The following is a 21328-nucleotide window of genomic DNA, read 5'->3' as shown; positions in this document are numbered from 1 at the left end:
ACCTGAAAACGGTGGTTAGGGACTGTGCAGGTGTTCGGCCAAAATCAGGATGCCGATGCCGATGAGCACGAGCCCGCCGAGGATTTCGGCGCGTTTGCCGATGGCGCTGCCGAGCAGGCTGCCCAGGCGGATGCCGATGGCGGCCATGAGGGTGGTGGCGAAGCCGATGGCCAGCGCGGTGAGCAGGATGTTGACTTCGAGGAAGGCGAGGCCGACGCCGACAATCATGGAGTTGATGCTGGTGGCGAAGGCGATGGCCACGAGCATGAGGCGCCCGGGCGGGTGGCGTGGGCAGGAGCGGCCGTTTGCGGTGTGTTCTTCGGCGCCGTGGCCGGCACGCAGCCCGCCGTAGATCATGCGCAGGCCGAGCAGGAGCAGCAGGGTGAAGGCAATCCAGTGGTCCCAGTCGTCGATGTAGCGCTGTGCCACCGAGCCGAGCGCCCAGCCGATAAGCGGGGTAACGGTTTCCACGCTGCCGAACACGGCGGCGGTGCGCAGGATGCCGCGGCGGGTGGGGCTGCCGATGGCGGCGCCTTGGGCGATGGCGGCGGCGAAGGCGTCCATCGACATGCCGAAGGCGAGGGCGAGGATGGTGAGGAAGCTCATGGCGCTCGGGGAGGCTACCTGAAATTTTCAGGTAGCCTTTTACGGGTTGGGCGTGATGCGCGCTCAGGCAAACTCAATCAGGCTCTCGCCGCTCATTTCGGGCGGCTTGGGCAGGCCGAGCATGGCCAGGAGCGTGGGGGCGATGTCTTTCAGCGCACCGCCGGATTTGATGCGGGCGGGGCGGCCGACATACAGGAAGGGCACGGGGTTGGTGGTGTGCTGGGTGTGCGGCTGGCCGTTGGCGGGGTCGAACATCTGCTCGCAGTTGCCGTGGTCGGCGGTAATCAGCACTTCGCCGCCGGCGGCCTGCACTGCGGCCACGATTTTGCCCACGCAGTCGTCCAGCGTTTCCACGGCTTTGATGGTGGCGGCCAGCACGCCGCTGTGGCCGACCATGTCGCCGTTGGCGAAGTTGCACAAGATCACGTCGAAACGCTTGGCAGCGAGGCTGTCGAGGATGTGCTGGCACACTTGCGGCGCGCTCATTTCGGGCTGCAAATCGTAGGTAGCCACTTTGGGCGAGGGCACGAGGATGCGCTCTTCGCCGGGGTAGGGCTCTTCGCGGCCGCCGCTGAGAAAATAGGTAACGTGCGGATATTTCTCGGTTTCAGCAATGCGCAGCTGGCTGATGCCTTGGGCGGAGAGGTATTCGCCCAGGCCGTTGCGGATGCTTTCTTGGGCGAAGAGCACGGGGAAGTCATATTGCTTGCCGTAGCTGGTGAGCGAGGTGAAGTAGCCGGGGTGGAAGCGCTGGCGACGCTCGAAGCCTTGGAAATCGTCGAACAGCAGGGCTTGGGTAAGCTCGCGGGCACGGTCGGCGCGGAAGTTCATGAAGATAACCGCGTCGCCGTCGTGCAGGGCACAGGCGGGGTCGATCACGGTGGGCTGCACGAATTCGTCGTGTTCGCCGCGTTCATAGGCGGCGGCGAGGGCTTGCAGCGGGGTGCCGGCTTGGAATTTGGCTTGGCCGAACAGGGCGTGGTAGGCCTGCTCCACGCGTTCCCAGCGGTTGTCGCGGTCCATGGCGAAGAAGCGGCCGATCACGCTGCCCACTTTCGCTTGCGGGTGCTGCTGGCAATAGCTTTGCAATCTTTTCAGGTAGCCTTCGGCGCTTTGCGGCGGGGTGTCGCGGCCGTCTAGGAAGGGGTGGAATACGATTTTCTGTACGCCGGCGGCGATGGCGGCGTCGGCCACGGCGAAGAAGTGCTCGATGTGGCTGTGCACGCCGCCGTCGGAGAAACAGCCGAGCAGGTGCACGGTGTGCGTGGGCGCTTGCCAAGCAGCGGTGAGGGCGGGATTGTGCGCGAGGCTGCCGTTTTCGATGGCCATGTCGATGCGGGTGATGTCTTGCTCCACCACGCGGCCGGCGCCGATGTTGAGGTGGCCGACTTCGGAGTTGCCAAACTGGCCGGCGGGCAGGCCGACCATGCGCTCGGAGGCGTCGATGGTGCCGTAGGCGTATTGGGCTTTGAGGCGGTCGAGGTTGGGGGTGCGGGCGAGGAGGACGGAGTTGTCGTCGCCTTCGAGGCGGTGGCCGAAACCGTCAAGGATGAGGAGGACGATGGGTTTGGTGAGCGTGCTCATGGGTGTGCGCTTCGGATGGTGTGGGGATGGGGCATTATATAGCGGATTGGGTGGGAATTGAATGCGGGGATGGCGGGCTGGCAAGCGGAAGGCTACCTGAAAATTGGTTTTGGCTGTGCGGAAACTGGCTGCGTTTGTGTTCATTCAGTTGAAACTGCGTTTTTCAGGTAGCCTGGGCTGGCGGTGCGGCGGAATGCGGTATAAGCTGGCGGCGTTTGGTATAGGAGGAATGATGATGGATAGCTTGGCCACGCCTTTGGGCGCATGGGAAATGGTGTGGGAAGAGACGGCGGGCAGTGTTTTCCTGATCGGAAAATTTCTGGGGATGCCGGTGGCGGTTCAGCTGGAGTCGGCCGATATTGGGCGGATGGATTTTGATTTTATTCGAGACAAAGTATCCCGATTTCCCGAGATAAAGCGGCGCACCGAGGCCTTTTTTGGCAAGGTTCTTCACGCAAACCATGCAGCATTTAAAGTAGGGTTATATCACTGGAAAGGAGAGCATAATGATTTTGGTTTTGCTATTTCTAGCTAGTTTGCTGGTTGGTCTGGCTTGTTTTGTTTGTCACAATCTTTATTATGATAAAATTAATCTTTACCGAATCCAGCGAGCTAGAATTGTTGAAAAGCAAGTGATTTTACCTGATGGATCCGTTATTAATTATGGCGAAGGACCTAAGTATGGGCGGCAGCCTCTTCTCTTGATTCACGGACAGCAGGTTGATTGGAAGGATTATGCGAAGGTTTTTGGAGAATTGTCCAAGAGTTATCATGTTTATGTCATAGATTGTTATGGGCATGGTGGGTCTAGTAAAAATCCAGCCAAATATACAGCCCTTGAAAACAGTCAGGATTTGGTTTATCAAGAATATTATCAAAAAACCTGTTTTGATTTCAGGGCATTCATCAGGAGGTCTTCTTGCAACTGTAATAGCTGCACTGGCTCCTGAGTCTGTTAGAGGGTTGTTAATAGAAGATGCGCCGTTCTTTTCAACTGAACCCAATCGGGCAACATCTACTTTTGCTTGGTTAGGCTTTAAAGATATGTATGATTTTTTTAAAAATGGTGAAAAAAATTATACGGCTTATTTTTTGGAGCATACTTATCTAAGGTCGATTTTTGGCCAAGAAAACTTTAATAAGATTGTTAAAAATCCTGCTCTAAAGTATATGAAGTCCCACCCAGGTCAGATTCCTAGAATTTGATATTATCCGCCAGGATTGCAGATAAACTTAATTTATGATTTGACGGCCAATCTGCAGGATGGAACAGGAAGCTATGATTTTCGTTTTGGCACTACGTTTTATGATTTTTCTTGGTTCAAGGGGTTTCATCAGGAAGAAATCTTGAAAAAAGTCCAATGTCCGTCTATTTTGCTTCATGTGGCTCCGCCATCGAATCAGAAAGGTTATTATGATAAAGAGGGCATTCTCTTGAGTGCCATGGATGGCGAGGATGCTAAGCGAGTGGACAGACTTTTACCAAACAATCACTTAATAGATAACATTCAGAGTGGCCACGATATCCATGCTGAAAAAGCAGCGATCTTTATCCAGGCTGTTGATGATTTGCAAAAGAGGAGTCGAGCAGCATATGGATTGAGAATGGAATAATTTAAGGCGAGCCAGCGTAATGCAGCGGGCTCGCTTATTTTTGTGTCGATTCGTCCTTATTTTCAGATGGTGATAGGCTTTCGATGGCGCGCAGCAGGGCGGACACATCGCGCTCGGTGGTGGCCCAGCTGGTGCAGTAGCGCACGATTTGCCAGCCGTGTTCTGCCGGCCAGTAGGCGGCGAAGCCGAATTCGCGGATGAAATAGTCGGCCTGAGCTTCGGGCAGGATGGGGAATTGCTGGTTGGTGGTGGAGGCGTCATAGAAGCGGATGCCGCGCGCTTCGAAGGCTTGGCGGATGCGGCGGGCGTGGGCGATGGCGCCGTGGCAGATGGTTTGGTACAGATTGTCGGTAAACAGGGTGTCGAACTGGATGCCGAGCAGTCGGCCTTTGGCGAGCAGGCCGCCGCGTTGTTTCATGCTGGCGCGGAAATGGGGCTGGTAGGCATCGTTTGTGATGACGACGGCTTCGCCGAACAGGGCGCCGCATTTGGTGCCGCCGATGTAGAACACGTCGGCCAGCTCGGCGAGGGCGGGCAGGGTGAGGTCGCTCACTTCGGGTTGCAGGGCGTAGCCGAGGCGGGCGCCGTCCACAAACAGGGGCAGGCCGTGGCGGCGGCATACTTGCGCGAGGGCGGCAAGCTCGGTGTGGCTGTAGGCGGTGCCGAGCTCGGTGGGCTGGGATACATACACCATGCCGGGCTGGACGATGTGTTCTTTGATGTTGCTACCGGTGTAGTATTGCTGGATGAAATCCTGCACTTGCCGTGCGCTAAGCTTGCCGTCTGCTGAGGGCAGGGCGAGCACTTTGTGGCCGCCGGCTTCGATGGCGCCGGTTTCGTGGGTGGCGATGCGGGCTTCTGCGGCGGCGATCACGCTTTGATGCGGGCGCAGGATGTGGGTGATTACGGTGGCGTTGGTTTACGTGCCGCCCACGAGGAAGTGCACATCTGCCGTTTCGCTGCCGATGGCGGCGCGGATTTTGGCGCGGGCGGATTCGCAATAGGGGTCGAGGCCGTAGCCGGGGGTTTGCTCGAGGTTGGTGTCGGCGAGGCGCTCGAGGATGGCCGGGAGGCAGCCGGCGAGGTAGTCGTTGCCGAAGGAAGGCATGGCGGTGTTCCCTGTAAAAAAGCGAGATTATAAGGCGGCAGCGGGAGGCTCGCTATTTTCAGGTAGCCTCAAGCGCCAAACAGGCTACCTGAAAAACCGCCGCCCAACGCCCGCCGCGCAGTATTAAATCAGGCACAACCGCTATATAATCCAACCCTATTCCCACACACGCCGAGCCATCATGGATTTAAGCAACCACTTCCTCATCGCCATGCCCGATATGCAAGATAACTTCTTTGCCGAGAGCGTGGTGTACATCTGCTCCTACTCCGCCGAAGGCTGCATGGGCGTAATCATCAACAAACCCTCCCCGCTGCCCTTGCGCCAAGTGCTCACCGCCCAGCAGCACGAGCTGCCCGTGCGCCCCGCCGACGAATACATCCTGGTGGGCGGCCCCGTGCAGGCCGACCGCGGCTTCGTGCTGCACACCCCCGTGGGCAACTGGCTCAGCAGCATCGCCATCAACGACAATCTCGCCCTCACCTCCTCCGGCGACATCCTCAACCACCTGCACGACGAACAGCAAGTGAAGCAATCCCTCCTCTTCATGGGCTACACCGGCTGGAGCGCCGGCCAGCTCGAACGCGAACTGGCCGACAACAGCTGGCTCACCGTGCCCGCCAACGAGCAAATCCTGTTCGAGCTCCCTGCCGACCAGCGCTACCACGCCGCCCTCGCCCTGCTCAACATCACCCCCGAACAACTCATCCGCATCGGCGGCCATGCCTAACACCCCCACCATCCCCCGCGGCACCACCCTCGCCTTTGACTTCGGCGAAACCCGCATCGGCGTAGCGCAAGGCGACGCCGAGCTCGGCATCACCCACCCGCTCGCCACCGTTAGCGGCGCCGACAACAACAGCAAATTCGCCGCCATCGCCGAGCTTATCCGCGAATGGCAGCCCGTGCAGCTCGTGGTCGGCCTGCCCCTCTCCACCGACGGCAGCGAGCACGAGCTCACCCGCCTGGCACGGCGTTTCGGCCACCGCCTGCACGGCCGCTTCGGCCTGCCTGTGTATTGGGCCGACGAGCGGCTCACCTCCCTCTACGCCTCCGACCTGCTCAACGAAGCTGGGCTGCGCGGCCGCAAACAAAAGCCCGCGCTCGACCAAGTGGCCGCGCAGGCGATTTTGCAGGGCTTTTTCGAAGGCGGCTGGGTGGAAGAATTCCACGGCTAGCGGCAGGGCGGCAGGCTACCTGAAAAATATTTGCAGCAGGCGGGCAACTGCTTGCCCATGCGCTTGGCGTTGCCGGTTGGCGCGTATTGAAAAGCCGTTTCTTGAACGGCTTGCAGGCAGCAAGCACCCCCTGCGGCCAATAAAAAGGCTACCTGAAAACCGGAAACGGGTTTTCAGGTAGCCTTTGCCATGCTCGGGCGGTGGTGTTATCTGCCGTTTTTCCACAGCAGGTTGATGTTGCACACGGCAGACCACGAGCCGCTTTCGGCGGTGCCGGGGCAGCCGGCGGGCAGTTGGGCGGCTTTCCCGGCCAGCAGCCTGGTGTTCACCGTGAGGCGGCCGATGTTGAGTAGGCTGCGCGGCAGGCCGAGGCGGCGCAGGGCTTCGTCGGGGGTGATGGTGTAGCTGTTGCGGAGGTTGTCGCGGTCGTTGCTGCGTTTGAGGTCGGATACTTCAACGCTGCCGTTGGGGAGGAAATCGTATCGGTTTTCGCCTTTGGGGAGGATGCCTCGGTCGTAGATTTCGATGTCGTAGAGTCGGCCGTCGGTGCCGTAGGTGTATTTCAGGCCGTGCCTGTGGCAGCTCCGGGGGTTTCGGATGCAGTCGTTCAGGTCGGTGACTGGGGTAACGTGGGAGAAGAAGACCATGCTCATTCTGGGGTCGTTGATGTATTCCCAGCAGGAGAGGCGGCCGTCTTGCAGGGTGGGATTGCAGCCCCGGGATGCTTTGGGGTCGCCGTTGAATACGATTTCGAGGGCGCGTTCTTCTTCGGCCGTCATGGGGCGGGGGCCGCGCAGGGCTTGCTGTTCGCGCTGCTGCCGCTGGTATTGGCTTTGCCGGGCTTGCTCGATGGCGCGTTGCTGCGATTCGTGGAGGATGTGGGTGGGCACGCCGTTGCAGGTGTGGCCGTTGCATTGGGCGGCCGCGGGTTGTGCCCAGAATAGGGCGGCTGCGGCGGCAGGAAGGAGGGCGGCGGGGATGCGGAGTTTCATGTTGTTTCCTTGAGTGTGGTGTGCGGTGGGGCGGATGGTAAACGGTTTTTCAGGTAGCCTTCAAGGGGAAAGGGCTACCTGAAAAAGTTGTTTTCAGTTTTTAGCGTTGCAGAAACTCTGCTTTGGCTGCGCCAAGACATCGTTTTAACTGCGCAGAAACTCTGCTTCTTTCGGAAACATCGTTTTCTGTAAGTTCAATAGATGCGGTGCGATAGGTTTTAACTGTCCTCAAGCGAATATGCTTTTGATAGAAAAGGATATTTGCTATGGTAATTTTAACTGTAGTCTCTACCAAAGGTGGCATTGGTAAGACAACTGTAACCGCCAATTTGTCGGCTGTGCTGGCCGATATGGGTTTCAGAGTGTTGATGATCGACACTGATACCCAAGCATCGCTCAGCAAATTCTACCCAATACACTACCGTGCACCAAACGGTGTAGTAGAACTCTTGTTGGGTAAAAACGACGAATCCGTCATTCAATCGACCATCTCCAATACGGTTTATCCCAATCTGGACATTGTCCTGTCCAACAATATCCGCGACGACGTGCAAAACAAGGTGCAGAACCGCCCCGACCGGGCCTTCCTGCTGCGCAGCAAGCTGGTGCACCCTTGCATTGCCGAGAATTACGACGCAGTGTTAATTGACACCAAAGGCTCGGTCGGCGTGATTCAGGATGCAGCCTGCTTTGCTGCCAACCTGCTGCTCTCGCCGATCATGCCGGAAACACTGAGTGCGCGGGAATTCGTTTCAGGCACACAAGAAGCTTTAGATCGGCTGGCGCATGGCGCAGTAATGAACTTGCCGATTCCACCGCTGCGGGCGTTAATTTATGCCCGCGACCGCACTAAAGATGCGCGCATCATTACCGAGGGCATCAAGGCCTATTTCAACCAGAGCTTGGACGGTAAAAAACAGCTACTGCCTTTAGAAATCCCCTATGCCAAAGCCTACAAAGAAGCAGCCACGCTGCGAATTCCAGTGCATTGCCACGAATGGAAGCATTCGGGCAAATCGGAATCTGCCCGCCAACAGATGATTCGGTTGGTATACGAACTGTTCCCGCCGATTCAAGAACAGCAGGTGGAATGTCATCTGTTCGGCGAACATCTGGAAAATCTGTTGCCTGAAGAAACAGCAGCCGATACCGGTACGGATAATATGTCAGCAGAGGTGCGATCATGAGTAGCAGCAACCGTTCTGGCACAATAAAACGTACTGGGCCGAAATTGCAGCTGAATGCCGAAACTGCATTCGCCAGCCTGCTAGTCGCTCCTCCAGCGCAAACTGGAATGGACATTGCGCCCAAGGACGATGTGTTTCCTGGGCTGTTTATGAATGTATCAATACACGAAATCGATTTCTTCGATAAAAACCCGCGTATCCACCATGACCCGGAGCAATACGGCCACATCAAACAGTCCATCCGCGAAACCGGTGTGCAGCAGCCGGTACATATTACCCGCCGCCCCGGCGACAGCCGCTTCGTGCTGGCTCAGGGCGGCAACACCCGTCTTAAAATCGTACAGGAACTATTTGCCGAAACCGGCGACGAGCGTTTCGCCGTCATCCCGGCAATCTTTGCCGAATACACATCGGAAGCTGATATTCAGATTGCCCATCTGATCGAGAACGAACAACGTGCGGAGATGTGCTTTTGGGACAAGGCGCAGGCCTATGTCGCGATACGGGGAATGTTTCAGGCTGAAAGTGAGAAACGGCTCAGTCTGCGTGAGTTGGAACAGCTCTTTCTAACACATGGATTGTCATTATCTTACAAAACATTAGGATTGATGTTCTTTGCTGCTGATCATCTCAATGACCTAGGAATACTGGCGCAGCATCTGTCCAATCCCAAGACCTTTGATATCCGCAAACTTTACAATCAATTCCAAGATGCCCTTAAAACTATTGGCTCACTTCCACAGTTAGATGGTTTCTGGAGCAGCAACCTGAGCGCATGGGCGATCGAGCAGAGTGGTAGAGAGACGCGGGAACTGGATATAGCCTCCCTGAATCGTTATCTGCAACAGCGTTTTGCTGAAACATTTGGCGATATGGCACTGCAACAGATACAGGGGCAACAAGCTGCAAAAACCACTCTCGATTCGGGACTACCTGAAAGCGACAACCATACCATCAAATCTGCTGTCACAGCAGCAGATACCGTCAAACCGGCTGAGACGGTATCCAACGTGCCAACTACACCGGATACTACTACCACCGTTGTGCAGCCGCTCGATGCGGTGGCACAACGGCACGATGCCCGTTCGGCTATAGCAACTGCTGCTACTTCTCTCTATGCCAACCGTGAGACAGCGCTTCAAGCCCTGCATCACGCTGTACGCGGCCTGCTATCAATGGTGGGGCTGGAAGGCTGCTTTCACGGACACCAAGCTTTCCCTTACAGCTTCTATCTCGAATACCCTGATTTTCAAAATATCCCTCAGACCAACCCGCAGGCAGTATTCGCCATCGACCACCTACACGAAGAGGCAGGTAACGTATTCGCCTTTTTGTGCCGTGTTTCCGGTCAAGATATGCTGATGGGCAGTGCCTTTATGGAAGCAAAAAATCCTATCCTTATGCTGCCTAAAACCTCAGCTGTGCGAGCGGCCTATCAGGATGCCGACATCTTGGACGAATACAGTACGATGGGTATCGGCGAACGGGTGTACCTACTAGACAGGGTCTTGGAGTGGCAGACTGCTGATACCCCCTACACCGCGCCGGTGGCAGCCATTTTAACGGCCATGCGTGCTGTTCGTGCTTTTGACATGGGAGGTAGCCATGCTTGAAGCAAAAGTCTACCGACTAAGTTTGGATAACCACTGTCCGCTACATGGCCAAATACTAGCATTGCTGATTTCCACACTAGTCCTGCCTAAAAGCAAAGCTGAACAGGCAACCAACGCCGATATCCTGAACAAATATACCGACACCTTTGACCTGTTGGCACACCTACCACCTGAGCAGCTGCATGCGGTGGCCGGGTTGCTGGATGGTGCAGCAGAAATCCATTTATCACCATCCGCATTGCACAAAGCAGTGCATGAAGTGGTTGGTAGTCAAAAACGACACCAATACTACATGCAACGCTGTGAATGGCTGATCCGCCACGGCGGCAGCAACCGCATGATCCTGCTGCTGTGCCCAGTGCTCTGTGCTGATGACGTTCGGCAAATGCGCCAGCGGTTGTGTATTCCAGTCAATAAGGGCAGATTACCGGCATTGCCATTGGAAACTCAGCTATCAGTGGCCGCCGATTGGAAGGCAATGGTTGATGAGCCTGATACCTTCCTACGTTATCAGCGCTTATCCGAACTCTATCCAGACTATACGCTTGGCCAGCTGTACAGCACAGTTGCCGCTATTGAAGGGGGCTGCCCGTGAAACCCGCAACCAGCGAACTAGTCGCCACTCTGCCGCCTGAGTCGTTTGGCAGCGGATACCCGTATTTGGACATCCGCAATACCGCCTACTTGGCTGCATTGTGGGAAGAACCAGTTACCTATGTGGTGCAATTCGCCCAAGCTTTAGATTCAGTGACAGCAGGCTACTTCCTTAGTTGTTATATTGAGCGTTACCGTCCGGATGAATGGGTTAGTCTGAACGAAGATATTGTTCGACAGGAAACCGGATTGGGAAGAGGACGTTGGTACAAGGTACGCGATACCCTACTGAATGCTGGAATCCTGACCAACGAACGTGATATCGGTGTGTCAATGTACCGGTTGAACGGAGATAGACTGGAAAGCTTGCTACGCCAACATGCAGATTTATCGCTGTGCGCTATTGCAGCCGCACCAGTATCGCTCAACCGCCTACATCTAAAAACGCTGTTGCACCATGGTCTATCTTTCAAAACCTGCCTGCTGCTCGCAGTAGTACAGGCAGATACACCCCACACCGCATTGGCCGATAGACAGGCTTACAGCCCATGGGTGCCGTTACCGGAGCAAGTGGTTACCGAACGTACTTTTCTGAGCCGTACCGAACAGCGGCGAGCCGCTGAAGACTTGCGCAATATCGGTGTATTGGAAACTAAATACGACGGTTTCCCACGTATACGCCACTGCCGTTACAGTTTGCAGCGGCTAGCGGAGCTAAGTGACAGCTATATGCAGACCATAACGATCTGATGGCACAAGGGATAACTGTGAAACTACCCGCCCCCGCCCAATTCAATCGCGATATCATGCGCTGCAAGCAGGCATTGCAGGGTGGGCGAACTATTGCTGTCTATAAATCTTTGGTTGACATAACTGGTTCGATTAAAGCAGCGGTGTTCCTGTCGCAATTAATTTATTGGACACGACACGGTGTGTCAGTGGTAGAGCGGGACGGTTGGTTGTTCAAATCCATTGCTCAAATGGAGGAAGAAACCGGCCTGAACAAGCGCGAACAGGGTACCTGCAAACAGAAACTGCTGGAGCGTAACCTAATCGAAACGCGCCGCTTTGGCTTCGGTGCCCGGCTTGAAATGCGGGTAAATTTACCAGCCTTAGCCACCGCTCTCTGCCATGCTAACAGCAGCACTTCTGACTCAACCATTGATTTGGCTACTTTCCGGCAACCATCCGATCTATTCTTTCTGCGTTATTTCAAAGAACGTATCGCCTACCATCGAGATTTAGTCACCCTGACTGGCTGTATCCACTCGGCCATTATGCTTTCCTTTATTATGCAACAGAGCGTGGCTAAGGGGGTGGGTTCGGAGGAACGCTGGTTTGTCAGTTTTGATATCCATGCTTGGCAGCGCCATTTATTGTTGCCCTATAAAACCCAGCTGACCGCCCGCAATAAGCTGAAGAACATGCAATTCATTATCGAAAAACATTTCTTCGCTTCACGCCGCATCTTTACTCTCCTCAATGGTAGAGCCATCTGGTCAGCATTAGAACAGAGTATCTGTGATGAGCGGAACACTACACTCGCCCTAGACTCACCTGAAATCCAATCAGACCCCTATCCCTTTGATTATCGCAGAAAGAACAAAAGGGAAAATACAGGAGTGCATTTTCAGGAGAATACTGACAATGCAGAGCCTAATCCAGTAGTCACAAAACAAGAGAACAGAAACGACAAAAGGGATAATACAGCTGTAACAAAACAGGAAAACGAGAAACAACAAAAAGGGAAATTAGGAAACTACAAAGAAGAAAATACGGAAGGTACAAAAGGGGAAATTATTATAGATTGTGATTACTCCCAGTTCCCTATCGGGAACAACTACAACATAACCTCCGACCCAAACAGGCAAGCGGTAGAGTGTGTGGCAGATGTAGGAGGAGTGTCTGCTTCGCAAGATGAAAACCCCGCCACCATTTCAACACAAAACCGCTTCGACGGCCTAGTTTACCCACAGAATTTTGGTAGCAGCTTAAAAACACAAAGCCGCAAGCTGTTCGATAAACTGCTACCCACCGCTACCAACGAAACCCTGCAGGAGATATTGGATGAGATCGCTGGCCAAACCAAACCCGTAACCAGCCCCCTCGGCCTACTGACCGTGCTCTGTCGCAAAGCTGCTGCTGGCGAATTACTCTGCATCTTGGCTCCGTTAGTACGGGATAAACGAGAAAAACAACAAGCTTGGGAGCAATTCAGGTTGGAGCAGGAACAATCACTGCAAAAGCAGGGTACTGCGACAGCAGGTAATACAGCAGGTAATGATGTAAAACGTACCACCAACACGGAAGATTTACGCCGTTCGGTATTACGTACGGTTGGGATACGATCTACAGAAAATAGCAGTTAGTGCAGGTGATGGGCTTTAATAGCTCGCCGTAAGGATATTTTGTGCGACAAAAGCCTTTTAAGGGTAAGGGGGAACTGGGCCAACGATAATCCAAGCGAACTGGCATTTGTGACCACTGGTCACAAACTAGAATTGGTGGGATGACAACGCCAATAAAGAAGAGGATCTTTCCCAAAGTCCCTGAGGCAGAAATCATGCTTGTATTAAACCAGGCCGCCCGACAGTTGTGACCACTGGTCACAAACCAGTAGCTTAGAGCACAACTCGCTTTTCCAAAACTTAGTAACCGGATCCGAAAATATTAATCTTTATTTTGCGGTCACCAACCGCACAACAGATAGGAGTATTCAGCATGTCCCGCAACAAACAGAAGTTGGTTATCAAACCAAAATCCATTCAAGTGGCCCAAACTTTCGATGCTCCCTTCCCAACATCTGAGCAATCGGTATTCTCAAACGGCTACGACTGGTTGCGGGAGCGCTCTCGCTTGGCGGCTACTGCCAATGGAGATGGCGACGGAACCGATGCTGCCGATTTGGCAATATTGGCAGAACACGAATTGTTGCTGAAGCAGCACATCATGCGTTTACGTATTCATTCAGGGCGGGCACGTTCCCGCTCTCCCTCTTCGATTAATTTGGACGATTACGAGGTTTATTTATCTGAAGACCAGGCTTTCGATGACATGGGTAAGCTGAGCGGCAGCGGTGATACCTTCGAGTTGCAGACCAAACATGCAGTGCGAATGTGGGAAGGACAAAATGACCGTAAAAGCCACCGTTGGCCAGGTATTCGCTACGGTATGGCACTATCCGGCGAACTAGTACGTGCAGCCAAACAGGATAATCCATTTGCTCACGCTGAACTTCTGACTTTTGAGCAGGATTTGGCGGCAGTGGCAACTTACCTAGAAGAAGAAACCGGGAAGATGAGGCAGCAGATTGCTGATTACGCGGCCACCGGCATCCATATTGCTGTCATGGCTAATCGTGACCCACTATTGATCAAGATAGATTCCATGCGTGGGTATGGTTTCAGGTTATTGCAACTTTTGATGTCCTACGATATGTTGGTGCGTTTAGCTCTAACGATGGGCAGCAAAGGTTTGACCAGTAACACTGAAAGCAATCGGATTATTTACGAAGGTGGCCGTAGGATACGTTCCTTGCTACAAGGACTGTATACGGCCGCCATGAAAATGCGGCAAATCCAGGGAGTAACGAGACAAACCCTGCTGGACGATCCGAAAATGTCAGCCAAACTGTCTGCTGCCGTGACTGCTAGAGCATTACCGCCATTACCAGAAGCAGTGCTGTTGTATCGTGTATCACCGGCCTATGCGTTTATTGAGCAAGTCATAACCGATGAGGTAGCGTTGGCTGCATTGAAAACTGCCGCATTCGAATTAGGATTAACTGAAGCAGCTGCCAATGTTCCGGCTGTTGATAAATGATAACTTCGAGGCAGTTATGGGCGATTTGTTTTCTGATGGTAAGGATGCAGAGTGTGGCCAATTGAAGGTTAGGGCACCGACGGCTGTAGCAGTGGAAATTGCTTCCATCGAGGGAGAAGTATATCGACTGGTAAGTGAAGCCAAGCAGTTTGTGCAGTCAGCTCGGCGAATGGGTCTGGTGCGCCGCGTGGCCTATCGCGCCACACCGATAAACCATGCCTCTTTGCCGGCATACCCCAACAAAGACTTTCACGTCCCGAGTATTTGTTGGGCGGAATATATCGGTAAACAACGAAAAGACATCACAGATTGGGCAACTATTGCAGCACAATTAGATGCCGCCAATGCCTCATATGACGAAAGGCTGCTGCATATGCGTGTGCACCTAGCCATGAGGCAGTACCATGATGAAGTAAAACGGATGCTGGAGCAGTTGAAATCAGATTATGCTTTTCTGAATGAGTTGGAGTTTATGTCGGCGTCACAAAATATTCCAGTTTCGGTGGTGGTTGGTGCAAAGTGAAAGGAACATAAAGATACACAGGACATTGAGGTTCAGATAGAAATAATTGGATTAGGAAAAGATAGATAAAATATTTATTCTAAGTACGTTTTTTGGCAATTATGGGTTTGTGCAGTATAACAGCAATAACAGAGGTTAAGACTTATCATAATTTGGAGTACATCATGGAAGAAAAAGAAAATCTGAATGGATTATTATCTAAAACCTATGAACTAAGAGATGGTTTGAAGAAAGATTATAGATTTGCATTATTAATGGAGATTATATCGATATTGTCACTTATTTTAGGAATTATTAAGTTAAATAGTGATGAATGGGTATTGCCATTTGTTTTAGTGCTTCTTGGATTTAGTTTATTTTTTGGGTATATGGTTGTGAGAGGTTTCAGGTTATTAAGAAAAACAATGGCTGTTATCAGTGCATTAGAATATAAGCTAAAATCAGAAGAAAAATGATGAGAATAATTAAACCATAGCCTAACAAACCATCCGATCCGTGGTTGGTTGCTGTTCAGTATGGTTGCTATCAGTTTTAAAAAATGATAGCATTTCAGCATCCCGTATTCCCGCAAAGGAGTCTGTCATGGCCGCCATTACCATCCGCAACCTGTCTGATGAAACTCACCGTGCCCTGAAAGCTCGGGCGGCTTTGTCCGGGCGCAGCACCGAGGCGGAAATCCGTCTGATTCTGGAGCAGGCTGCCCGTCCCGAGCGGCGGGTTAAATTGGGCTCGCTGCTGACCGGTTTGGGCCGGCAGGCCGGCGGGGTGGATTTGGAAACCGTCCGTGATCCTTCCGTCGCACGACCGGTGTCATTCGAATGATTTTAGTCGATACCAACGTCATTTCCGAGACCCTTCGGCAGCAGCCCGATCCTGCCGTTGTGCGCTGGATGGATGCCCAGTCGATCGAAACGCTTTATCTGTCGGCCGTGACGGTGGCCGAACTGCGCTACGGCATTGCCGTACTGCCGGAAGGCAGGAAGCGGCAAGTGCTGCATAACGGGCTGGAGCAGTCGGTACTACCCCTGTTCGAGGGGCGTATCCTGCCTTTTGATGGCGCAGCAGCGATATCGTATGCCGAATTGATGGCTGCTGCCCGCCGTCGGGGCCGGGGGGTATCGGCAGCCGACGGTTATATTGCCGCTACCGCCCATGCCGCCGGTTTGATGGTGGCAACCCGGGATACCTCGCCGTTTGAAGCAGCCGGTTTGGCGGTAATTAACCCTTGGCTGTTTGATGCTGGGTAAATACCCCACTTGACAGACCTGTCATGCCAGACTACACTCCCCTTACCCCCATCTGCAACAAAACGGGTTGATTGCCAATCTGTTATTCACAATTCGGCCGTTTCCCACGTGGAGACAGGCCGTATGTCTATTTCTATCGTTGTCCGAGGTAATCTCGGACAGTCTTTCGAACTCAAAGAAATCAATCGCAGCGACGGCGAAACCAGTACCGTCCTGAACTTTTCTATTGCTTCCAACCGGTTCAAACGGCAAAAAGTTGACGGTCAGGACCGCTATGTAGCGGCCGGGCCGACTGAGTGGCTGGAGTGCGAGTATTGGAACCGCCGCGCGGCGCATCTGCATAGCCTGCTGGTCAAAGGTATGCCGGTGGTGGTGGAAGGCGAGGAGCTGTCCGAAACCTACGAAAAAGACGGACAAACAATCAAGACTCGCAAAATCCGCGTGGAAAACATATACCTCAATCTCAATTCCGAACGCATCGCATCCATTACCCTGAATCCGTCACGTACATCGGATCAGGCTGCAGCTGCGGACGATAATAACAACCCCCTCTGACCCATTCTGCGGCAGCCTGCAGAATGCGGCTGCCGCTTAGCGAGATGCATACAGCGGTATGAATATTTTCCAATCAAATGAACAGCGCGATGTCGGCTGGCAATATGTATCTTTAACCGCCGGCAATGACGAAGACGGCATTTTCTATTGTGAAGCGGACAATGCCATCGGTTCAGCTTGCATGTTTCCCCCTCTAGCCGGCTGGGATGATAAAACCCCGGACGCAGCATCGGTGCTATTGAATGAGCCTTATCCTGGCGGCACCATCATGCAATTCATCCATTTTGGTTCGCCCTATATCCGTCCAGTTACCGAAGCTTATACTCAGGCACGTTTGGGCATATCTGGTGACTCGGCGGTACAAACCGCCCAGTACGGAGTACACGAGCGTGCTGCCTTTATCGAACGTGGCAGCCGTCATCGGTTGGTGCCCACCACGGAAACACGTATTTTGGGAAGTTACTGCCTGTGGACTTTCAAAATTCCACTTAAAACGCAGAATCCGTTTTCAGGTAGTCCGAAAGAAACGGATGCCTTCCGCAAGGAGTGTGATGAGTTTTTGAAGTTGCGCAACCGCGTGCTATCGCAGCTGGCTGTGATGGGTATCGAGGTAAACGTATTATCTACCCGGGCACTGATGGGTGTGTTGCGCCGCTATTTCTCGGTGTATGAAGATTGGGATACCGGTGTGGAAGAGGAAACACCTTTGAACGAACAGTTGTTCCCAGTCGGTTCTCGCATGAACTGGGACAACCGCCGTCACGACTTACTTCATTGCTCTGGTTTTTCTTATTCGCATGAACGGCAATATATCGGTCTGCTGGCTATCGACCGCTATCCAGGCTCGGAGAAGCCTTTCCACTTTTCACGCATGATTGAACTGTTAGGCAATCCGCCAGGGAAAGGACCACAGATTGGTATGCCCTATGCGTTGTGCACTACCATCCATTTTCCGGAACAGCAGACCAAAGCAGCCAAGGTGCGTGCCATGCAGGGTCAAGTGGAGAAATCCGCCAACCAGCTGATGCTGAAATGGTCGCCGAAACTAAAGAAAAAACGCGAAGGCTATCAGCAGCTGGCTCAGTTGATGGTCGAGGGAGGCAACCTGGTGGAAGTCAGCACCAGTCTTTGCTTATTCAATGCGTCAGCCAACGCCATTCGCGGTGCTCAATCCACCTTATCCTCCTATTACAAACGGCTTGGTTTCGTGATGCGGCCGGAGCGCTATATGCCGGAAGTATCTTTCTTCAACCAGCTGCCGCTGAACGCTTCTCCAGAATCCATTAAGAATACCCACCGTTTTAAAACCATGGGCGGCAGCCATGCGGCCCACTTGTTGCCGGTTACCGACGAATGGCAAGGCTTCGGTAACGAAATGCTGCTGACCACCCGTATCGGCCGCCCGTTTCGCTATGCCTTGTTCGACCCGCGCAACCTCAACTACAACTGGGTTTGGACCGGCGGTTCCGGTACCGGTAAAACCTTTGCCGTACAGCGCTTGATCCAGGACCAGCTGTCAATGGGGACCAAAATCTGGACGCTGGATACCGGTTCGTCCTATCTGGCCGCTGCCCGGGCGGCGGGTGCACAAATCATCGACTTTGATTTCTATTCGGAAGTCAGTCTGAATCCGTTTACCAAGATTTCCAATATCGACCGTGAAATCGAGCTGATCCTGCCGATTATCGGCAAGATGGCCAAACCGAAGGAAGGTCTCGACGATACGCTGCGTGCCTTGGCCGAAGAGGCAGTTAAATCGGTGTATGCCAATAAGGGCAATCAGGCCGAAATTACCGATGTCATTCAATTTCTGAATAATCAAACCGGCCGTATGGCCGACCGGCAGCACGAACTAGCGATGCTGCTCTCACCGTTCAGCTCAACTGGATCGATGGGTCGCTGGTTCCGTGGAGCAAACAATTTCCGCACTGAAGCCGACTGGACTGTGATTGAACTGTCCGGCCTGACCACCAACAAGCATCTATGTGACGTGGTACTGATGATGCTGTCTACTACCATCGCCCAAGAAATGTTTACCAGTCGCGATGGGCGCCGCCGGATGCTGGTGGTCGAAGAGGGTGGCGATCGGGTAACCGATGAACCATTTGCCAAATTTATCGCCCAGCTGAACTCCAAAGTGCGCAAGGAAGACGGTTCGGTCGGTGTGGTAGTGCAAACCTTCGCCCAAATTTATAGCACGCCGCACGGCTCGGCCATCATGGCCTCGGCGCATACCAAGTTCCATATGCAGCAAACGCCGGAGGCGATTGCCCAGGCGATCGAGAAAAAATGGATCCAGGTAGATGCCTATACCGAACAGCTGATGCGCGAAGTACAGACGGCCAAAGGTCAATATAGTGAAATTTTGGTACGTAGCGGCAGCAGTGCTGGTATTGCCCGATTGATCGAAACTCCGTTTAACCGAGTCTTGTTTTCCACCGAAGGTGATCTGTTTAAAGAGTTGCAACGACGCGTGCGCGGTGGTGAACAAATCACTCATTTGGTCGAAGCCGAAGCCAATAGGCTGTACGGCGACGGCACTTCCTAAAAGCTATAAAAGGACGAATCATGACAGAACAACATCCCCAGGCCGACAGCCCGGTCGCTTCCACACACGCCCCTGCCATCAAAACAGAGGAGGCTTCTCCGTCGCGCCAAACCGGCGGCAATGGCAATACCCTACTGACTGTGTTGGTGGTGCTCGCAGTACTACTGGGCGGCTACAGCTTTTACCGCACCATTTTCCCCAGTCACGCTGCCGGCGGCATCGCCGTAGTCGACTCAGACCGCCTGGCTGCCGCCTACCTGCAGGAGGCATTGGCCAATATCCAATCTGACAGCCCGGAACAGGCACAGCAGAAACTGGCGGCACAGCTGGCCGGCATCCAAACCAAATTAGATGAATTGGCCGCTGACGGTCGGATTGTGGTTCGTAAATCGGCAGTGTTGACCTATCCACCGGAAGCCGACATGACTGAACAGGTGGCGGCTGAGTTAGGTATCAAACTGTCGCCCATACCTGCATCTGCCACCACACCTGCACCCGCACCGACACTTTCTTCTCCTGCCATTACCCCTGTCGGGCATGATGCTCTACCCGCAGCAGCTTCTGAAGGACGGCTGGGTAGCCAATTGGATTAAGGTGGCAGCGTATGCCGAAACAGGCTTTACCGCCACTCAAAATTCGTTTGCTGGTTTCTGCTATTGGCATAGCAGTTTTTACTGCTGCTTGGGCGGCACGCCCATTATTGCAGCAACGTGGTGCTTTGTTATTTGAAGCCAAAGTGCAGGGCTGTCTACCTTGGCAACTGTACTGGTATGACAAACAACAGGAAAGACGACCTCTGCAGCGTGGTGACATCATCCTGTTTCCGGCACGCGGTATGGCACCGGTGATCGCCGACGGCCAGCCGATCGGCAAGATGGTGGCCGGACTGCCCGGCGACGAAGTGCGCATTGCCGGCGGCAATGTCTACATCAACGGTCGGCTGATTGCCGATGTACGCTACGGTGCGGCCAAACTGGGCAAACCGCCGACCTTTTGGGACAAGACTTACAGATTGGATCGAGATGAAGTTTTCGTATTCGGCTCCGAACAGCATTCTTGGGACTCGCGCTATTGGGGGCCTTATCCGCTCTCTATGGTGCGCGGCCGTCTGGTGCCTGTATTCTAGCCATGCCGCAGCTGGAGACGGCGGTCTGCAAAATCTGTTAGAGGCGCAGCACCGGCGTGCGGCACAGTTTTCAGGCAGCCTGAACGGTCTGCCACTGCGCCCCAATGAGATGCTGATGCCGTCTGGACAGAACCCTGCCATGCGGCAGCTGGCTGAGGTAAAGACTGTGGTATTCGTTTCCCGCGCTATGCCGGAAACGGATTTGTTGAAGCTGCTGACGCAAGGGGCAGGTCGTAAAGATACGGTTTTTCTATACCGGGGCTGGGGTAGCGGCGGGGCAGACAAAGCTTTCGATTATGCCGAACACCTAGTGCGCAAACTGCCTGAAGCGGCCCGGCGCAATCCGCCCAATATCATGGTCATGCCACAGGCATTCCGACAATACCGCATCGGATACGTTCCTGCCATGCTGCACTTGGATGGTGGCAAATGGTATCTGGTGCAGGGTGTACCTGATTTAGCTACTGCCATACGGGCGGTAGAAAGAAAAGAATTCAACCGTCGGCTCGGTCGGCAATGGCGCGTGACTGAGCCGGATCAAGCCGAAGTGATGCGCTCGGCTGCCGCCCGCTTTGATTGGCGATCGTACGCCCGCCAAACCTCGCAGGCACTCAACCGGCAAATGGCAGGCACAATGGATTTACCAACAGCTACCACCATCAGTAACCGTCTGTTTACCCCCTATGTGGCCGCCGACCACGAGATCCGCCATCCTTCTACTGGGGCGGTCGTCTATCCGAAAGGCACACGGTTCAACGTACTGGCGCTAGACCCGGTCGGTCACCGCTCCATATTGGTTATAGATGGCCGTGATGCTCGTCAAGTACGTTATGCACAACGGATTATGCGCGAGCGGCCGCAAACCATCCTGTTTTATACCCGCCTGGGTGGCCTGGCCGATGCCGGCCTGCCTGCTTCGCCGTTGACTCCCCCTCTAGCTGGTCGACTTAACCTTCGTACTGTGCCGACCTACATGCAGCAACAAGGAACCGCTTGGCGGATGGTTTCTGTTCCGCCGTTTGATTAATTGA

General features: G+C 53.8%; 26 protein-coding genes. 21 read left to right on the top strand and 5 right to left on the bottom strand.

Annotated elements, in window-relative coordinates; all coding sequences use genetic code 11:
• Positions 1–15: 15 nt before the first annotated feature.
• Positions 16–606: a manganese efflux pump gene (locus tag LG371_RS04335; RefSeq protein ID WP_225747819.1), complete on the bottom strand. Its 591-nt coding sequence runs from the start codon at positions 604–606 to the stop codon at positions 16–18.
• Positions 607–669: 63 nt separating this feature from the next.
• Positions 670–2190, bottom strand: coding sequence for a 2,3-bisphosphoglycerate-independent phosphoglycerate mutase (gpmI, locus tag LG371_RS04330; RefSeq protein ID WP_067589766.1), 1521 nt, complete (start codon positions 2188–2190; stop codon positions 670–672).
• Between the two features lie 136 nt (positions 2191–2326).
• On the opposite strand from gpmI, the gene LG371_RS04325 reads away from it, so the two are divergent.
• From LG371_RS04325 to LG371_RS04315, 3 genes are all read left to right on the top strand, one after another.
• Positions 2327–2725 (top strand): hypothetical protein, encoded by a 399-nt coding sequence (locus tag LG371_RS04325; protein ID WP_225747818.1) that lies wholly within the window; start codon positions 2327–2329, stop codon positions 2723–2725.
• Positions 2726–2982: 257 nt separating this feature from the next.
• Positions 2983–3396, top strand: coding sequence for an alpha/beta fold hydrolase (locus LG371_RS04320; RefSeq protein ID WP_225747817.1), 414 nt, complete (start codon positions 2983–2985; stop codon positions 3394–3396).
• 15 nt (positions 3397–3411) lie between these two features.
• Positions 3412–3804, top strand: a complete 393-nt coding sequence (locus LG371_RS04315; RefSeq protein WP_225747816.1) for a hypothetical protein — start codon at positions 3412–3414, stop codon at positions 3802–3804.
• Between the two features lie 34 nt (positions 3805–3838).
• Here the strand turns inward: LG371_RS04315 and LG371_RS04310 are convergent, their stop codons facing one another.
• Positions 3839–4708: a low specificity L-threonine aldolase gene (locus LG371_RS04310; protein ID WP_305054841.1), complete on the bottom strand. Its 870-nt coding sequence runs from the start codon at positions 4706–4708 to the stop codon at positions 3839–3841.
• 15 nt (positions 4709–4723) lie between these two features.
• Complete coding sequence (locus LG371_RS04305) at positions 4724–4912, bottom strand: hypothetical protein (protein ID WP_225747815.1); 189 nt, start codon at positions 4910–4912, stop codon at positions 4724–4726.
• Positions 4913–4916: 4 nt separating this feature from the next.
• Between LG371_RS04305 and LG371_RS12240 the strand changes: the two genes are divergently transcribed.
• The 3 genes from LG371_RS12240 to ruvX are packed head-to-tail and all read left to right on the top strand — an operon-like array spanning position 4917 to position 6090.
• The gene (locus tag LG371_RS12240; RefSeq protein WP_255593073.1) at positions 4917–5039 is read left to right on the top strand and encodes a hypothetical protein; all 123 of its coding nucleotides are present in this window, start codon (positions 4917–4919) and stop codon (positions 5037–5039) included.
• 54 nt (positions 5040–5093) lie between these two features.
• A complete protein-coding gene (locus LG371_RS04300; RefSeq protein ID WP_225747814.1) occupies positions 5094–5642 on the top strand; it encodes a YqgE/AlgH family protein in 549 nt (182 codons plus the stop codon).
• A complete protein-coding gene (gene ruvX / locus LG371_RS04295; protein ID WP_067589754.1) occupies positions 5635–6090 on the top strand; it encodes a Holliday junction resolvase RuvX in 456 nt (151 codons plus the stop codon). The genes LG371_RS04300 and ruvX overlap by 8 nt, the downstream gene beginning before the upstream one ends.
• Positions 6091–6296: 206 nt before the next feature.
• Here ruvX and LG371_RS04290 read toward each other — a convergent pair whose 3' ends face one another.
• Positions 6297–7082, bottom strand: a complete 786-nt coding sequence (locus tag LG371_RS04290) for a hypothetical protein (RefSeq protein ID WP_225747813.1) — start codon at positions 7080–7082, stop codon at positions 6297–6299.
• 266 nt (positions 7083–7348) lie between these two features.
• Here LG371_RS04290 and LG371_RS04285 point away from each other — a divergent pair, with 266 nt between their 5' ends.
• The 15 genes from LG371_RS04285 to LG371_RS04215 all read left to right on the top strand — a co-directional run bounded on the left by LG371_RS04285 (position 7349) and on the right by LG371_RS04215 (position 21324).
• On the top strand, positions 7349–8269 hold the full coding sequence (locus LG371_RS04285; protein WP_218042256.1) for a ParA family protein: 921 nt from the start codon (positions 7349–7351) through the stop codon (positions 8267–8269).
• Entirely contained in the window at positions 8266–9882 is a 1617-nt protein-coding gene (locus LG371_RS04280; protein WP_049258593.1) for a ParB N-terminal domain-containing protein, read from the top strand. Before LG371_RS04285 ends, LG371_RS04280 begins: the two co-directional genes overlap by 4 nt.
• Positions 9875–10477 carry a DUF2857 family protein gene (locus tag LG371_RS04275; protein WP_049258594.1) on the top strand — a complete coding sequence of 201 codons (603 nt, stop codon included), beginning with the start codon at positions 9875–9877 and terminating at the stop codon, positions 10475–10477. The genes LG371_RS04280 and LG371_RS04275 overlap by 8 nt, the downstream gene beginning before the upstream one ends.
• Entirely contained in the window at positions 10474–11226 is a 753-nt protein-coding gene (locus LG371_RS04270) for a hypothetical protein (protein ID WP_049258595.1), read from the top strand. The genes LG371_RS04275 and LG371_RS04270 overlap by 4 nt, the downstream gene beginning before the upstream one ends.
• Before the next feature lie 17 nt (positions 11227–11243).
• A complete protein-coding gene (locus LG371_RS04265; protein ID WP_155733302.1) occupies positions 11244–12845 on the top strand; it encodes a hypothetical protein in 1602 nt (533 codons plus the stop codon).
• 352 nt (positions 12846–13197) lie between these two features.
• Positions 13198–14298: an AcaB family transcriptional regulator gene (locus LG371_RS04260; RefSeq protein WP_049258597.1), complete on the top strand. Its 1101-nt coding sequence runs from the start codon at positions 13198–13200 to the stop codon at positions 14296–14298.
• Entirely contained in the window at positions 14276–14821 is a 546-nt protein-coding gene (locus tag LG371_RS04255; RefSeq protein WP_064087632.1) for a hypothetical protein, read from the top strand. Before LG371_RS04260 ends, LG371_RS04255 begins: the two co-directional genes overlap by 23 nt.
• 164 nt (positions 14822–14985) lie before the next feature.
• Positions 14986–15276 carry a hypothetical protein gene (locus tag LG371_RS04250; RefSeq protein WP_153716122.1) on the top strand — a complete coding sequence of 97 codons (291 nt, stop codon included), beginning with the start codon at positions 14986–14988 and terminating at the stop codon, positions 15274–15276.
• Between the two features lie 127 nt (positions 15277–15403).
• Positions 15404–15643 (top strand): antitoxin, encoded by a 240-nt coding sequence (locus tag LG371_RS04245; protein WP_225747812.1) that lies wholly within the window; start codon positions 15404–15406, stop codon positions 15641–15643.
• Complete coding sequence (locus LG371_RS04240; RefSeq protein WP_049258601.1) at positions 15640–16068, top strand: type II toxin-antitoxin system VapC family toxin; 429 nt, start codon at positions 15640–15642, stop codon at positions 16066–16068. Before LG371_RS04245 ends, LG371_RS04240 begins: the two co-directional genes overlap by 4 nt.
• 123 nt (positions 16069–16191) lie before the next feature.
• The gene (locus LG371_RS04235) at positions 16192–16623 is read left to right on the top strand and encodes a single-stranded DNA-binding protein (protein ID WP_049258602.1); all 432 of its coding nucleotides are present in this window, start codon (positions 16192–16194) and stop codon (positions 16621–16623) included.
• Positions 16624–16681: 58 nt separating this feature from the next.
• On the top strand, positions 16682–19171 hold the full coding sequence (locus LG371_RS04230) for a TraC family protein (protein WP_225747811.1): 2490 nt from the start codon (positions 16682–16684) through the stop codon (positions 19169–19171).
• 20 nt (positions 19172–19191) lie between these two features.
• Positions 19192–19764, top strand: a complete 573-nt coding sequence (locus LG371_RS04225) for a TrbI F-type domain-containing protein (RefSeq protein ID WP_049258604.1) — start codon at positions 19192–19194, stop codon at positions 19762–19764.
• 11 nt (positions 19765–19775) lie between these two features.
• The gene (locus tag LG371_RS04220) at positions 19776–20297 is read left to right on the top strand and encodes a S26 family signal peptidase (RefSeq protein WP_049258605.1); all 522 of its coding nucleotides are present in this window, start codon (positions 19776–19778) and stop codon (positions 20295–20297) included.
• Between the two features lie 115 nt (positions 20298–20412).
• Positions 20413–21324: a TrbC family F-type conjugative pilus assembly protein gene (locus LG371_RS04215; RefSeq protein ID WP_225747810.1), complete on the top strand. Its 912-nt coding sequence runs from the start codon at positions 20413–20415 to the stop codon at positions 21322–21324.
• Positions 21325–21328 lie beyond the last annotated feature (4 nt).

It is taken from the genome of Eikenella sp. Marseille-P7795 (assembly GCF_916618725.1).
In the GTDB taxonomy this organism is placed as follows: Bacteria; Pseudomonadota; Gammaproteobacteria; order Burkholderiales; family Neisseriaceae; genus Eikenella; species Eikenella longinqua.
Note: the sequence above shows the minus strand (reverse complement) of the source record. Positions and strands in the feature narration are given on the sequence as shown.